Genomic DNA, 13,356 nt, shown 5'->3' with positions numbered 1-13,356 from the left:
CCGCCGGGCGGGGGCGTGCCTCAGTGGAGCCGGTCGACCAGCGCGCCGAGCGCGCGCCGGTCCACGAGGTCCGGGTCCGTGCCGGTGCCCAGGAAGAGCGCGACCTCGCGCGCGAACGCGATCCCGGGTGCGGGCGGGGCGGTGAGCAGGTCGGCCTGCGCCTCCGGCGCGTCGGCGCCGCGCGTGTGGCGGATCACGGGTGCGTGCCGCGCGTCGCGGTCCGTCATCACGTGCACGAATCCGCCGACGGTGACTTGGGGCAGGGCCTGCTGCCACGCCATCATCGCGGGGCCGAGCAGCGGCGGGGCCACGGGGCGGCCCCGGGAGCGCAGGTCCGCCCCGTCCCAGGTGTAGGTCCCTTCCGGGACCATGACGGAGCCGATCAGCGCCAGGCGGTGGCCGCACAGCACCGCGTGGTCCACGTCGAGGTGCCGTCCCCAGCGCCCGCCCAGCCGCAGCCCGGTCAGGACCCGGGCGGCCGGGAGCGCGTCCGCCACGTGGCGCAGCAGCACGTCGAGGGTGCGGGCCTGCCGCAGCACCCGGTGCTCGTCCGGCAGGATGCCGCGCGGCCGCGGCGCCCCGTGGACGCGTTGGCTCGATCGCGGCAGGTCCAGCACGGTCGGGTCCGTCTCCGCCTCGCCGGGCGGGGGCTCGTAGCGCACGGGGCGGGCGGCACGTCCGCCGGGTCCGGACCGTCCCGACGGTCTCGCCGGCCCTGATCCGGCCGTCGCGCGGGGGCTGCGGGGACCGACGTCCGGGCCGGGCAGCGAGAGGTCGTACCGGCGCCGGGCCTCGGCGTCGCCGAGCAGGTCCCACGCCCGCGTCACGGCCCGGAAGGCGGCGGGGTCGCCGCCGACGTCGGGGTGCGCGGCCCGGGCCGCGCGGCGGTAGGCCCGCCGGACCTCCTCGGCCGTCGCGTCGCGGGGCACGCCCAGGACCTCGTAGGCGGTGCGGTGCTCCTCGGCCGCGCTCACGGCGTGGGGTCCGGGCCGGGGGAGGCGTGCCCCTCGTGGTGCAGGCGCAGGAACAGCATGCCGTCGTCGTGGAGCACCTGGACCAGCTGCAGCCGGGCCGGGAGGCCGGGGCCGTCCTCCCCGGTCAGGACGCGGCCGGGAGCGGGTCCGGCCAGCAGCGGCGCCACGGTGAGGAGCACCTCGTCCACGAGGCCGGCCGCCGCGAGGCTGCCGAACAGGCGCGGTCCGCCCTCGCAGTGGACGACGCGGGCGCCGCGCGCGTGCAGGGTCCCCACCACGGTCTGGGGGTCCACGTGCTCCTCGCCGACCGCCAGCACGTCCGCGCGCGCGGCCAGCGCCGTCGCCCGCTCCGGCTCAGCCGCGAGGGCGGCCCGGGACGTGAGGATCCAGGGGCGCACCGGGGCGGCCGTGAAGAACGCGGACTCCGGGTCCAGGTCCAGGCTGCCGCTGACCACGGCCACGGGCGGGTCCGCGGGCCCGCCGGCCTCCGCGCGTCGACGCCGGTCCTCCTCGGACAGCAGCGCTCCCTCGTAGCCCTCGGCCCGGATGGTCCCGGCCCCCACGAGCACGACGTCGGCGTCGTGCCGGGACAGGGACAGCAGCCGCTGGTCCGCGGGGGAGCCGAGCCCGCCGGCACGGCCGTCCAGGGTGGCCGCGCCGTCGGCGGAGGCGATGAACACGACGCGGACCCAGGGTCCGGGGCCGGTGTCCTCGGCCGCCGGGGCCGCGAGGGCGGCGCGGAGGGCGTCGTCGTCCAGGCCGGGGCCGGTCTCGGTCAGCCGTCTCATGCCCGCCCCCCGCGGTGGGCGCGGTGTCCGGCCAGGGTGCTGCGGTCCGGCGGCGGGTTCTCCGCGCCCATGTTGTGGACCAGGCGCGCCGGCTCGCGCCACCCGAACACGCACTCGAGCATGCGGGCCGCCGAGACGGAGGCGTCGGCGTCGTGCATGCGCAGGATCCGGGCGCCGCCGTACACGCAGGCCGCGGCCGCGGCCAGCGAGCCGGGCAGGCGCTCGTGCCGGTGCCGGTCCAGGCTCTCGCCGATGAAGTCCTTGTTCGAGACCGCGGCCAGCACGGGCAGCCCCAGGGTGGCGATTTCGTCCAGCCGCCGCGTGATCTCGAGGGTGTGCCGGGTGTTCTTGTTCAGATCGTGGCCGGGGTCCACGATGATCCTCTCCTCGGGGACGCCGAGCGCCACGGCCCGGTCGACGGTGCGCCGCAGGTGGTCGCGGACCTCCCTGACGACGTCGCCGTAGGTCGGCCGGGGGACCACGGCCCGGGGTCCGCGCACGTGGGCGAGGGAGTGGGTGACCACGAGGTGCGCGCCCGCGGCGGCCACCACCCGGCCCAGGTCCGCGTGGAACAGTCCCGTGGTGTCGTTGACGACGTCCGCCCCCGCCGCCAGGGCCGCCTCGGCCACGGCCGGCTGGAACGTGTCCGCCGAGAGGATCAGCCGGCGCGATGCCTCGGACGACCCGGCCCCGTCCCCGCTCCGCAGGGCCGCGATCAGGGGGACCACCCGCGCCGCCTCCTCGGTCGGGTCGAGCTCCGCCCCGGGCGCGAACGGCACGCCGCCGACGTCGACCCACTCGGCTCCGGCGTCCGCCGCGGCGTGGGCCTGGGCGAGGGCGTCCTCCAGGACGGCGCCGGCGCCGTCGTCGTAGAAGGAGTCCGGGGTGCGGTTGACCACGGCCATCGTGACGATCCGGCGGCGGAAGTCGATCTCGTGGTGGGCGAACCGGTGCACCGGGTGGACGAGCGGGACGGAGGGGGTCGGCACCCGGCCATTCAACCACCGGCGCCGCACGGTGACAGTGCGCCCCGGAAGGACTATGTTTCCCTCCCGTGACATTTACCTCGTCGCCGCGGGTCGGCCCGCGCCGGCCCCGCATCCGTCCGACCCAGCTCGTGGTCGGGTCCTTCCTCGTCGCCATCGTGACGGGCACCGGCGCACTGCTGCTGCCCGCCTCGTATCAGGGCCGCGCGCCCACCCCGCTGGAGGCCGCGTTCACGGCGACCAGCGCCACCACGGTGACGGGCCTCGGCGTCGTGGACACCCAGACGTTCTGGACACCCCTGGGTCAGCTCGTGATCCTCACGCTCATCAAGCTCGGTGGCCTGGGCGTCATGACGTTCACGTCGCTGCTGGGGCTGGTGATCCTCCGGCGGCTCGGCCTCACCCAGCGCCTCGACGCCGCGGCCTCCACCCGGGCCGAGGGGATCGGGGACCTGCCCCGGGTGCTGCGGGCCCTGATCCTGTACTCCACGGCCGTCGAGGCCTCGGTGGCGCTGCTGCTGAGCCTGCGCTTCTGGCTGGGCGCGGGAATGTCCCCGGGCCAGGCACTGTGGCAGGGGGTCTTCCACGCGGTCTCCGCATTCAACAACGCCGGGTTCGCGCTGTTCAGCGACAACCTCATGGGCTTCGTCTCGGACCCGTTCATCTGCCTGCCGATCGCGGCGGCGATCATCTTGGGCGGCCTGGGCCTGCCGGTCGTGCTGACCCTGCGGCGAGACCTGCGCCGACCCGAGCGGTGGAACCTCACGGTCCGGCTCGTGCTCGTGGGCACCGCGGTGCTGCTGGTGGGCGGCACGCTCATGTACCTCGTCCTCGAGTGGTCCAACCCGCGGACCCTGGGCGGTCTGGACCCGGCCTCGCGCGTGCTCGCGGCGTTCTTCCAGTCCGTCACGACCCGCACCGCCGGCTTCAACACCCTGGACTACGGGCAGATGCACCCCGTGACGCTCTTCGCCACCGACGTGCTCATGTTCATCGGCGGCGGCCCCGCCGGCACCGCCTCGGGCGTGAAGATCACGACGGCGAGCGTCCTGCTGTTCATCGTGCTCGCGGAGATCCGGGGGGAGGGCGCCGTCCATGCGTTCGGCCGCCGGCTCTCCCGGACCACGCACCGCGAGGCGATCACCGTGATCATGCTCTCCGCGACCGCGATCGCCGTCGCCACGATGGCGCTCATGGGCCTGTCCTCGTTCACGACCGACCAGATCCTGTTCGAGTGCGTGTCCGCGTTCAGCACGGTGGGCCTGTCCACCGGCATCACCGCCCAGCTGCCGCCGGCCGCGCAGGGCATCCTGATGCTCCTCATGTTCGTCGGCCGCATCGGCCCCGCCACCGTCGCCGGCAGCCTGGCCCTGACCGACCGCACCCGCCACTTCGAGTACCCGAAGGAGAGACCCCTCATTGGCTGATCTCACCCGTTCCCTGTTCGCCCCCCGCCGGGGCGACCGCCCCACCGTGGCCGTCCTCGGGCTCGGCCGGTTCGGCTCAGGGGTCGCCCGCGAGCTCATGGAGTCCGACTGCCACGTGCTGGGGGTCGACGCCGATGCCGAGGCCGTCCAGGCGCTCAACGGCCGGCTGACCCACGTCGTCCGCGCGGACAGCACGGACGAGGAGGCGATGCGCCAGCTCTCGGTCCACGAGATGGACCACGTCGTCGTCGCCATCGGCGGCGACCTCGCGGACTCGATCCTCACCGTCTCGCTGATGCGGCGGTTCGGGACGCACCAGCTCTGGGCCAAGGCCAATGACGACCGCCACGGCGAGATCCTGCGTCAGCTCGGCGTGGAGCACGTGGTCCACCCGGAGCGGGACATGGGCCGCCGCGTGGCGCACCTGGTCAGCACGTCCTTCCAGGACTTCGTCGAGGTCGAGCCGGGCCTGGCCATGGTCCGGGCCACGCCGCCGTCGCGCCTGCTGGGCAGGGACCTGCGAGCCACCGGGCTCGCGGGGGAGCGGGGCATGCGCGTGGTCGCGGTCCGCAGCCGCGGCACGTGGCTCTACCCGCCGAGTCACTACGTCCTCGAGCCCGAGGACACGATCCTCCTGGTGGGCCCGACCCGCGACGTCGAGCGGTTCCTCGCCCGGGACTGATCCGGGCACATCCGGCGCGGCTCCTAGACTGGCCGGGTGACCACCCCGGACCGCGTGCACCTGGACCACGCCGCCACCACGACGGTGCGCCCCACCGCGCTCGCGGCCCTGGCCGAGGCGGCCGCGCTGCCGGGCAACCCGGCCTCCCTCCACGCCTCCGGCCGCCGGGCCAAGCTGCACCTCGAGGAGGCGCGGGAGCGCATCGCCGCGGCGCTCGGGGCGCACCCCCCCGAGGTGATCCTCACGTCCGGGGGCACCGAGGCGGACAACCTCGCCGTCCAGGGGCTGTACCGGGCCCGCCGCGCGGTCGCGCCGGAGCGCACCCGGATCGTGCTGACCGGCATCGAGCACCACGCGGTCCTCGACGTGGTGGACTGGCTCGCTGCGCACGAGGGTGCCGAGCCGGTGCTCGTCCCGGTCGACGACGACGGGCGGGTCGACCTCGCCGCATGGGGGGCCGCGCTGGCGGCCGCGCCCGAGCGGACCGCCCTGGCCACGCTGATGTGGGCCAACAACGAGATCGGCACGGTCCAGCCCGTCGCGGAGGCCGCCCGGCTCGCGGCCGACCACGGGATCCCGTTGCACACCGACGCCGTCCAGGCCCTCGGGGCGGTGCCCGTGGACTTCGCCGCGTCCGGGGCCGCGACCCTGGCCGTCTCGGGGCACAAGGTCGGTGCCCCCGTGGGTGTCGGCGCCCTGTTCGTGCGCCGGGACGTCACCCTGGAGGCCGTGGTGCACGGCGGCGGTCAGGAACGCCGCCTGCGCTCGGGCACGGTGTCGGTGGCGCTGGCCGCCGCGCTGGCGGCCGCCGTGGCGGAGGCCGTCGCGGAGCAGCCCGCCGAGGCCGCCCGCCTGGGCGGGCTGCGGGACGAGGTGATCGCCGCCGTCGACGCCCTGGACGGGGTGCGCCTGACCGGGCCGCGGGACCTCGACCCGGCGACGGGGGAGCCGCTGCCGCCGGGGACGCGCCGACTGCCCGGCAACGTCCACATCACCGTGCCGGGCCGGACGGCGGACGCGCTGCTGTTCTCCTTCGACATGGCCGGACTGGACACCTCGTCCGGGTCGGCGTGCACCGCCGGGGTGGCCGAGCCGTCGCACGTGGTCGCGGCCCTGCCGGGGCGGACGGAGGCCGACGCGCGGGCCACCCAGCGGTTCACCCTCGGCCGGACGACGACGCTGGCCGAGACGGCCGCGCTCATCGACGCGCTGCGGACGCTGCTGGGGCCGGGCGTCTAGACTGGAGCGCCCGTCCGTCGTCGAGAGAGGAGTCCGCCCGTGAAGGTCCTGGCCGCCATGTCCGGGGGAGTCGACTCCGCCGTCGCCGCGGCGCGTGCCGTGGACGCCGGGCACGACGTCGTCGGCGTCCACCTGGCCCTGTCCCGCATGCCCGGCACCCTGCGCACCGGCTCGCGTGGCTGCTGCACCATCGAGGACGCCTCGGACGCGTGGCGCGCGTGCGAGCGGCTCGGCATCCCCTTCTACACGTGGGACTTCTCCGAGCGGTTCGCGGAGGACGTCGTGGACGACTTCGTGGCCGAGTACGAGGCCGGCCGCACGCCCAACCCGTGCATGCGCTGCAACGAGCGCATCAAGTTCGCGGCGCTGCTCGAGCGCGCCCTCGAGCTGGGCTTCGACGCCGTCTGCACCGGCCACTACGCCGCCGTGCGGCCCGGTCCGGACGGCTCGCTGGAGCTGCACCGCGCCGCGGACGACGCGAAGGACCAGTCCTACGTGCTCGGCGTGCTGACCGCGGATCAGCTCGCCCACTGCCTCTTCCCGCTCGCGGACACGCCGTCCAAGGAGCTCGTGCGCGCCGAGGCGGCCGAGCGCGGCCTGTCCGTGGCGGCGAAGCCGGACTCCCACGACATCTGCTTCATCCCCGACGGCGACACCCGCGGCTGGCTGGCCGAGCGCATCGACCTGGCCCCCGGCCCCATCGTGGACCCGGAGGGGCGGGAGCTCGGCACCCACGCGGGCGCCCAGGCGTTCACGGTCGGCCAGCGCAAGGGCCTGGCCATCGGCCGTCCCGCGCCCGACGGCAAGCCCCGGTTCGTGCTCGAGGTGCGGCCGAAGGAGAACACGGTGGTCGTCGGCGGCCGCGAGCTGCTCGACGTCGACCGCATCACCGGCATCCGCCCGTCGTGGGCCGGCGCCCCGGTGCCCGAAGCCCGCACGGGCGCCTGGTTCGACTGCGCGCTGCAGTTCCGGGCCCACGGCGAGATCGTCGAGGCCCGCGCCCGCCAGCGCGCCGACGCGGCGGGGCATCCGGGGTGGGAGATCGAGCCGGGGCGCCCCCTGCGCGGCGTGGCTCCCGGTCAGACGGCCGTCCTGTACCGGGGCACCCGCGTGCTCGGCCAGGCCACCATCGACACCGCCCGCAATGCCCGGCTGTCGGCCCCCGCGGATGCGTAGGCTTCGGCCATGAGCCCGGACTACGACCCCCACGCCAGCTCGCTGCCCGGCACCGCGGACCCGGCGGTCCTCGACGAGCTCTTCGCGATCCGCGGCAGCATCGACAACATCGACGCCTCGCTCGTCTACCTGCTGGCCGAGCGGTTCAAGTTCACGCAGCGGGTCGGCGCGCTGAAGGCCCGGCACGACCTGCCGCCCTCGGACCCCGGGCGTGAGGCCGCCCAGATCGCGCGGCTGCACCGGCTCGCGCTCGAGGCGGACCTCGAGCCCGCGTTCGCCGAGAAGTTCCTGAACTTCATCATCGCCGAGGTCATCCGCCACCACCGCGCGCTGGCGGCCGAGGGCCGGCCGGACGCCGAGGCGGAGCCGGGGGAGAGCCCCGGGGACGCGGATGACTGAGGCCGCCCACGACGACGGCGCCACCGGCCCCGTCGCCCTCGGCGGCACGCCGTGGCGCGGCACCGACGTCGCCGAGGCGCAGCGCGTCACGCTCGGCGAACTCGGCGCAGACCACTGGCCGGTGCTTCCCGAGCTGCCCGATCGCGGACCCGGCGCCGACGCCACCGGCCGCTCGGCCGCCCTCCTGCAGGAGCTGGCCGTCGACCTGCAGCCGCACGGCTGGCGGGTCAGCCCGCCCGGGGCCGCCGGCTCCGGCCGAGACCGACGCCGCGCCGTCTCCCTCTGGCACGAGGACGCGCACCGCTGGGCGGACACCGCGGGGGCCGAGGGCGCCGTCGTCGAACGTCTGGCCGTGCGGGTGCGCGGCCCGCTCAGCCTGCTCGCCGGCCTCTGGCTGCCCGGGGGAGAGCGCGTCCTCGGCGACCACGGCGCGCGCCGCGACGTCGCCGAGTCCTATCTCGAGGGACTGCAGGACGCCCTGCCCCGCCTCCGGAGGGCCACCGGCGCGGGACGCCTCGGCGTCGTCGTCGACGAGCCGTGGGCGGCGGCCGTCCTCGCCGGGACCCTGCCCACCGCGAGCGGGTACCGCACCGTCCGGTCGCTGCCGCGCGAGGAGGCCCGCGGGCTGTGGCGCGCCGCCCTCGACGGGCTCACCGCCCTGCCCGACGTCGCCCGGGTGTGGCTCGCACCGGGCCGCCGCGCCGCCTCCCCGGGGGCCGAGCTGCCCGGGCCCGCCGCGCTGGCGACGCTGACGGGAGAGTCCCTGCCCAGGCCCGACGCAGCCGCGGACGCGCCCGTCCCGGCCCCGGTCTCCCTCGTGGTGGGCGTGGGCGCCCTCGACGACGGCGCGGACGGCACGCCCGGCACCCGCGAGGCGTGGGAGGCGGCGGCCGGCTGGGCCGACATCGGGCGCGGGCTGACGCTGGCCCCCGAGCCGGGCGTGCGTCCGGTCGACGTCGTCCGCACGTGGGAACGGCTGGGGGTGGACCCCGGACGCGTGGGCGACGTCGGCCTCACGGCGGCGGGGTCGCACGACCCCGCCGTGCTCCGCACTCTGCGGCGGGACGCGGAGGAGCTGACCGCACGGCTCGCCGAGCTGCGCGGCTGAGCCGGCGCCCCGACAGACCGGGGCGACCTCCGGCGTCGTCCGCCGGGGACGGGCCCGCCCGGCGGGTATCATCGGGCTGATCCTGAAAATTTCCTGTGCCCGGGGCCGGTCCCGCCCGCGGCGCCGGGGGGAGCGCTGACGAGGAGGTCAGGATGGGCAAGGCCAAGATCCTGGTGGTGGACGACGACGAGGCGCTGGCCGAGATGATCGGCATCGTCCTGCGCAACGACGGCTTCGAGCCGACGTTCGCCGCAGACGGCACCTCCGCACTGCCCGCGTTCCACCGCGAGCGCCCCGATCTGGTGCTGCTGGACCTCATGCTCCCCGGCATCGACGGCATCGAGGTCTGCAAGCTCATCCGAGCCGAGTCGGACGTGCCGATCGTGATGCTCACGGCCAAGTCGGACACGGCGGATGTGGTGCGCGGCCTCGAGTCGGGTGCGGACGACTACGTGCCCAAGCCGTTCAAGCCCGCCGAGCTCGTGGCTCGCGTCCGGGCGCGCCTGCGTGAGGGGGAGGCCAAGCCGGCGGAGGTCCTGCACATCGGGGACCTCGAGATCGACGTGGCGGGCCACCAGGTCACCCGCGCCGGCGTCGGCATCGCCCTCACCCCGCTGGAGTTCGACCTCCTCGTGGCCCTCGCCCGGCGGCCGCGCCACGTCTTCACTCGCGAGATGCTCCTGGAGGAGGTCTGGGGCTACCGGCACCAGGCCGACACCCGGCTCGTGAACGTCCACGTCCAGCGCCTGCGCTCCAAGGTCGAGCCGGATCCCGAGAACCCGTGCGTCGTGCTGACCGTCCGCGGCGTCGGGTACAAGGCCGGCCAGGGCTGAGCGCATGACCGTGTCCGGCCCGGATGTGAGCGCGGCCCCGGCGGCCGAGTCCGGTGCCGAGCCGGTCGAGCCCGCCGCCGCCCGCCCACGGTCGTGGGGCCCCGGCCCCGCGTGGCGTGCGCTGCGCCGCCGGTGGCGTCGGTCCCTGCGGCTGCGCACGGCGGTGCTCGCGGCCCTGCTCTCGATCCTCGCGGGCCTCGTGGTCGCCGCGTTCCTCACGCAGCAGATCACCCAGGCCCTCTTCGAGGCCCGCTACGAGCAGGTCCAGTCCGAGGCACGCCGTGGCCTGAGCCAGGTGCGCGAGACGTTCGCGCAGACCACCGCCACGGACGCGCAGAGCACGGACGTGCTGGTGACCCAGACCCTGCGCGCCCTCGAAGGCGACTCCGGCACGACGATCCGCCGCCGCTACCACCTCGCCCCGCTGCCGGACTCCGAGTCCGCGTACGTGGGGACGATCTCCTCCGCCGGGCTCGATCCCGCGGTGATCCCCCAGGAGCTGCAGGACGCGGTCGCCTCCGGGCCGGGCGTGTACGACGCGAGCGTGGCGCTGCCGAACCCCGGCGGCGGCACCCGGCCCGGCCTCGTGTTCGGCGCCCAGGTGGTGCTGCCCCCGGGTGCCACCTACGGGCTCTACCTCGTCTACGACCTCGCGGACGTCCAGAGCTCGCTCGACTCGGTGCTCGGGGTGCTGCTGGTGTTCGGCGTCGGCTTCCTGGTGATCAACGTGCTGGTCTCGTGGTGGGTCTCGCGGCGTGTGACCCTGCCCGTGCAGCAGGCGGCCCGGGCGGCCGAGTCCCTCTCGAGCGGCAACCTGGCCGTGCGGATGCCGGTCGACGGTGAGGACGAGATGGCCCGCCTGGGCATGTCCTTCAACCGGATGGCGGACAGCATCCAGGACCAGATCGGCCAGCTCGCCCAGCTGTCCCAGATGCAGCAGCGGTTCGTCTCGGACGTCTCCCATGAGCTGCGCACGCCGCTGACGACCGTGCGGATGGCGGCCGACGTGCTGCACGGCTCACGCGAGGACTTCGACCCGGTCAGCCGACGCTCGACCGAGCTGCTCTACCACCAGGTGGACCGCTTCCAGGCCATGCTCGCGGACCTGCTGGAGATCACCCGGTTCGACGCCGGCGCCGCCACCCCGGCCCTCGAGGCCACGGACATGCTCGAGCTGGCCCGCGACGTCGTGCTCACCTCTCAGCCGCTGGCCGATCAGATCGGCGTGCCCGTGTACATGGTGCCCATGGACCGGGACCGCGCCGACGGCCACGTCGCCTGGGTCGACCCGCGGCGGATCGAACGGATCCTGCGCAACCTGGTGAACAACGCGATCGAGCACGCCGAGGGCCGGCCGGTGGACGTGCTCGTGGCGGCCGACGAGGGGGCCGTCACGTTCGCCGTCGTGGACCACGGCATCGGCATGAGCCCCGAGCAGGTGCAGCGCGTGTTCGACCGGTTCTGGCGCGCCGACCCCTCACGCAAGCGCACCACCGGCGGGTCCGGACTGGGTCTGGCGATCGCCACCGAGGACACCCGGCTGCACGGCGGTCGGCTCGAGGCGTGGGGCGAGCTGGGGGAGGGGTCCACCTTCATGGTGACCCTGCCGCGGGCGCCGCGCCCGGCCACGCAGGGCGCCGAGGCCCCCGAGCCGATCGGCCGCTCCGTGCTGCCCATTCCGCCCCGCTACAGCACGGCGGACCGCCGGTACGCCGATGACCTGTCCCGGCCCGTCCCGCAGGAGGCGGACGCCGACGCCGTCGGCACGGTCGCGGACGTCGCCGCGGCGGCCGCGGCCGCCCCGCCGTCCGCGCGCCAGACCGAGCAGGCCCTGACCGCACCGACCCGGCCGGTGCGCGTGGTCCCTGCGGAGGATCCCGCCCACGGGTCGGCCCCCGGGGACCCGACCGGCGACGACCCGGCCGAGGAGGCCCGATGACCACCGTGGATCCGCAGCCGCCCCGCCCGCCGCGGGTCGCCGTCGTCGGCGTGATCGTCGCCCTGATGCTCGCCCTCAGCGGCTGCACCCAGATCCCCCAGAGCTCCGAGGTGCGCAGCGCCGACCCGGTCGACGGGGCCACCGCAGACGCCGACGCGCCGCAGTTCCATCCGCCGGGACCGGCCGAGTCGGACACGGCGGAGGAGGCCATCCGGGGCTTCCTGCTCGCGGGCACGAGCCCGCAGGACGACTACGCGGTGGCGCGCCAGTTCCTCGACGGGCCCGCGGCCACCCAGTGGACGCCCGGGCAGCGCACCCTCGTGTACTCGGCGGAGCCGCGCATCACCCGGGGCGACGGCGCCGGGGACTACCAGATCCAGGTCGAGGTCGACTCGGAGATCGACGAGTACGGCCTGCGGACCATCGCGCCGCCGGGGACCACGCAGGCCTGGGCGGTCACGGTGCAGGAACGGCCGCAGGGCATGCGGATCACGTCCACGGAGAACGGCACGCTGCTCTCCCAGGCGCAGTTCGGACAGCTGTTCGCCCCGCACGAGCTCGCCTTCTACGACACCGCGAAGCGCTACGTCGTGCCGGACGTGCGGTGGTTCGTCAATCGGGGCACCACCGTGACCGCGGTGACGCGAGCGCTGCTGCGCGGGCCGGCACCGTATCTGGCCGGGGCGGTGGACACGGCCTTCCCGCTGCGCACCGGCACCGACCTGGCCGCACCCACGGTGCCCGTCGACGACGACGGCGTGGCCCACGTCGACCTCACCCAGGCGGCCGCCGAGGGGGCCGACGCCGACCGGCGGCACCGCATGCGGGAGCAGCTGGAGCTGACCCTGACGGGCCTCCAATCGGTCAAGGAGGTCGAGGTGACCGTCGCCGGCGCCCAGCTGTCCACGTCGGGAGACGACGGCCCCGCCCCGGTCCAGACCGACCCCGCCGTCGGCTCAGTCCAGGTGGGCATCGACACGGCGACGGGCGGACTCGTGTACGTGCAGGGGACCAGCGTCACGCCGGTGGGCGGCGCCCCGGACGTCACCGCGCTCGATCCGGTCCGCCCGACCATGTCCGGCGACCGCAGCCGCTTCGCGTTCGTCACCCGTGACCGGACGGCGGTCCACGTCGCCGGCACGGACGGCTCCCTGCGGGAGGTGCTGCGCGGCACCGGGCTCACCGTCCCGTCGCTGGACCTCCTGGGCTGGGTGTGGGCGGCCGACCGGGGCACGACCTCGCGGATCCGCGCCGTCTCGGCCCAGCCCGGCGGGCAGGAGCGCATCGTGACGGCCACCTGGCTGCGCCCCGGCGAGCGGATCGTCGACCTGCGGTTGGCCCGGAGCGGGGCCCGGGCCGCGATGCTCGTCGACGACGGCCAGCGGACCACCCTGCGCGTGTCCGGCGTCGTGCGCGGTTCGGACGGGGTGCCGAACGCCCTGACCGAGCCGATCCTGCTGCCCTCCTCCGGGTCGGAGGACTCGGTGGAGTGGGCCGGCGACACGAACCTGCTCGTCTCGGCGTACGCCGCGAAGCCCGACGAGCGCGTGGTGCCGCGGATCGTCTCGGTCGATGGCACCGTCCGGGAGCTCAACCCACTGGGCGGCCTGCGGGGGATCTCCGCCGGCGACGACGGCGCCTATTACGCGGAGACGGAGGAGTTCGTGTTCCTGCTGGTGGGCTCCTCGTGGCGGGCGCAGGAGCTCGACCGCGGGGTACGCGACCTCTCGTTCCCGGACTGAGCCGGGCCGGCGCCGGGCGCCCATCGTCCATTCCTGCACAGCCGCCCCGTCCCGCACAGTGGC

Annotated in this window: 12 protein-coding genes; 9 read left to right on the top strand and 3 right to left on the bottom strand. The window is 75.6% G+C overall.

All coding sequences use genetic code 11. The features are described 5' to 3' along the window. Window positions 1–20 precede the first annotated feature (20 nt). Genes AC0VX2_RS07690 through folP form a run of 3 tightly spaced genes read right to left on the bottom strand, consistent with a single transcriptional unit; the run spans window position 21 to window position 2,751 of the window. Window positions 21–974 (bottom strand): J domain-containing protein, encoded by a 954-nt coding sequence (locus AC0VX2_RS07690; RefSeq protein WP_049147346.1) that lies wholly within the window; start codon window positions 972–974, stop codon window positions 21–23. Further along, window positions 971–1,762 (bottom strand): pyrimidine reductase family protein, encoded by a 792-nt coding sequence (locus tag AC0VX2_RS07685; RefSeq protein ID WP_136940064.1) that lies wholly within the window; start codon window positions 1,760–1,762, stop codon window positions 971–973. The genes AC0VX2_RS07690 and AC0VX2_RS07685 overlap by 4 nt, the downstream gene beginning before the upstream one ends. Continuing rightward, window positions 1,759–2,751, bottom strand: a complete 993-nt coding sequence (folP, locus tag AC0VX2_RS07680) for a dihydropteroate synthase (protein ID WP_136940065.1) — start codon at window positions 2,749–2,751, stop codon at window positions 1,759–1,761. The genes AC0VX2_RS07685 and folP overlap by 4 nt, the downstream gene beginning before the upstream one ends. A 65-nt stretch (window positions 2,752–2,816) precedes the next feature. Here folP and AC0VX2_RS07675 point away from each other — a divergent pair, with 65 nt between their 5' ends. From AC0VX2_RS07675 to AC0VX2_RS07635, 9 genes are all read left to right on the top strand, one after another. After that, entirely contained in the window at window positions 2,817–4,175 is a 1,359-nt protein-coding gene (locus tag AC0VX2_RS07675; RefSeq protein WP_162833775.1) for a TrkH family potassium uptake protein, read from the top strand. Next, window positions 4,168–4,857 carry a potassium channel family protein gene (locus AC0VX2_RS07670; protein WP_036315984.1) on the top strand — a complete coding sequence of 230 codons (690 nt, stop codon included), beginning with the start codon at window positions 4,168–4,170 and terminating at the stop codon, window positions 4,855–4,857. The genes AC0VX2_RS07675 and AC0VX2_RS07670 overlap by 8 nt, the downstream gene beginning before the upstream one ends. 36 nt (window positions 4,858–4,893) lie before the next feature. Continuing rightward, window positions 4,894–6,096 (top strand): cysteine desulfurase family protein, encoded by a 1,203-nt coding sequence (locus AC0VX2_RS07665; protein ID WP_049147342.1) that lies wholly within the window; start codon window positions 4,894–4,896, stop codon window positions 6,094–6,096. A 39-nt stretch (window positions 6,097–6,135) separates the two neighbouring features. Further along, complete coding sequence (mnmA, locus tag AC0VX2_RS07660) at window positions 6,136–7,272, top strand: tRNA 2-thiouridine(34) synthase MnmA (RefSeq protein ID WP_049147340.1); 1,137 nt, start codon at window positions 6,136–6,138, stop codon at window positions 7,270–7,272. A gap of 9 nt (window positions 7,273–7,281) precedes the next feature. Further along, window positions 7,282–7,671: a chorismate mutase gene (locus AC0VX2_RS07655; protein WP_060974202.1), complete on the top strand. Its 390-nt coding sequence runs from the start codon at window positions 7,282–7,284 to the stop codon at window positions 7,669–7,671. After that, on the top strand, window positions 7,664–8,779 hold the full coding sequence (locus AC0VX2_RS07650) for a hypothetical protein (RefSeq protein ID WP_101966051.1): 1,116 nt from the start codon (window positions 7,664–7,666) through the stop codon (window positions 8,777–8,779). The genes AC0VX2_RS07655 and AC0VX2_RS07650 overlap by 8 nt, the downstream gene beginning before the upstream one ends. Window positions 8,780–8,931: 152 nt before the next feature. Further along, on the top strand, window positions 8,932–9,612 hold the full coding sequence (gene mtrA / locus AC0VX2_RS07645) for an MtrAB system response regulator MtrA (protein WP_060974204.1): 681 nt from the start codon (window positions 8,932–8,934) through the stop codon (window positions 9,610–9,612). A gap of 4 nt (window positions 9,613–9,616) precedes the next feature. Then, a complete protein-coding gene (gene mtrB, locus AC0VX2_RS07640) occupies window positions 9,617–11,551 on the top strand; it encodes an MtrAB system histidine kinase MtrB (protein WP_475432495.1) in 1,935 nt (644 codons plus the stop codon). Beyond that, window positions 11,548–13,293 carry an LpqB family beta-propeller domain-containing protein gene (locus tag AC0VX2_RS07635; protein WP_049147329.1) on the top strand — a complete coding sequence of 582 codons (1,746 nt, stop codon included), beginning with the start codon at window positions 11,548–11,550 and terminating at the stop codon, window positions 13,291–13,293. The genes mtrB and AC0VX2_RS07635 overlap by 4 nt, the downstream gene beginning before the upstream one ends. The last annotated feature ends 63 nt before the right edge of the window (window positions 13,294–13,356 follow it).

It is taken from the genome of Micrococcus sp. iso_239 (assembly GCF_056173395.1).
The sequence above is the reverse complement of the archived record's forward strand: the minus strand, read 5'-3'. Positions and strand labels throughout refer to the sequence as shown.

Coding starts and splice junctions, on each gene's coding strand:
- AC0VX2_RS07635 (WP_049147329.1), top strand. CDS start 11,548: ATGACCACCGTGGATCCGCAGCCGCCCCGCCCGCCGCGGGTCGCCGTC.
- mtrA (WP_060974204.1), top strand. CDS start 8,932: ATGGGCAAGGCCAAGATCCTGGTGGTGGACGACGACGAGGCGCTGGCC.
- AC0VX2_RS07685 (WP_136940064.1), bottom strand. CDS start 1,762: ATGAGACGGCTGACCGAGACCGGCCCCGGCCTGGACGACGACGCCCTC.
- AC0VX2_RS07650 (WP_101966051.1), top strand. CDS start 7,664: ATGACTGAGGCCGCCCACGACGACGGCGCCACCGGCCCCGTCGCCCTC.
- mtrB (WP_475432495.1), top strand. CDS start 9,617: ATGACCGTGTCCGGCCCGGATGTGAGCGCGGCCCCGGCGGCCGAGTCC.
- AC0VX2_RS07655 (WP_060974202.1), top strand. CDS start 7,282: ATGAGCCCGGACTACGACCCCCACGCCAGCTCGCTGCCCGGCACCGCG.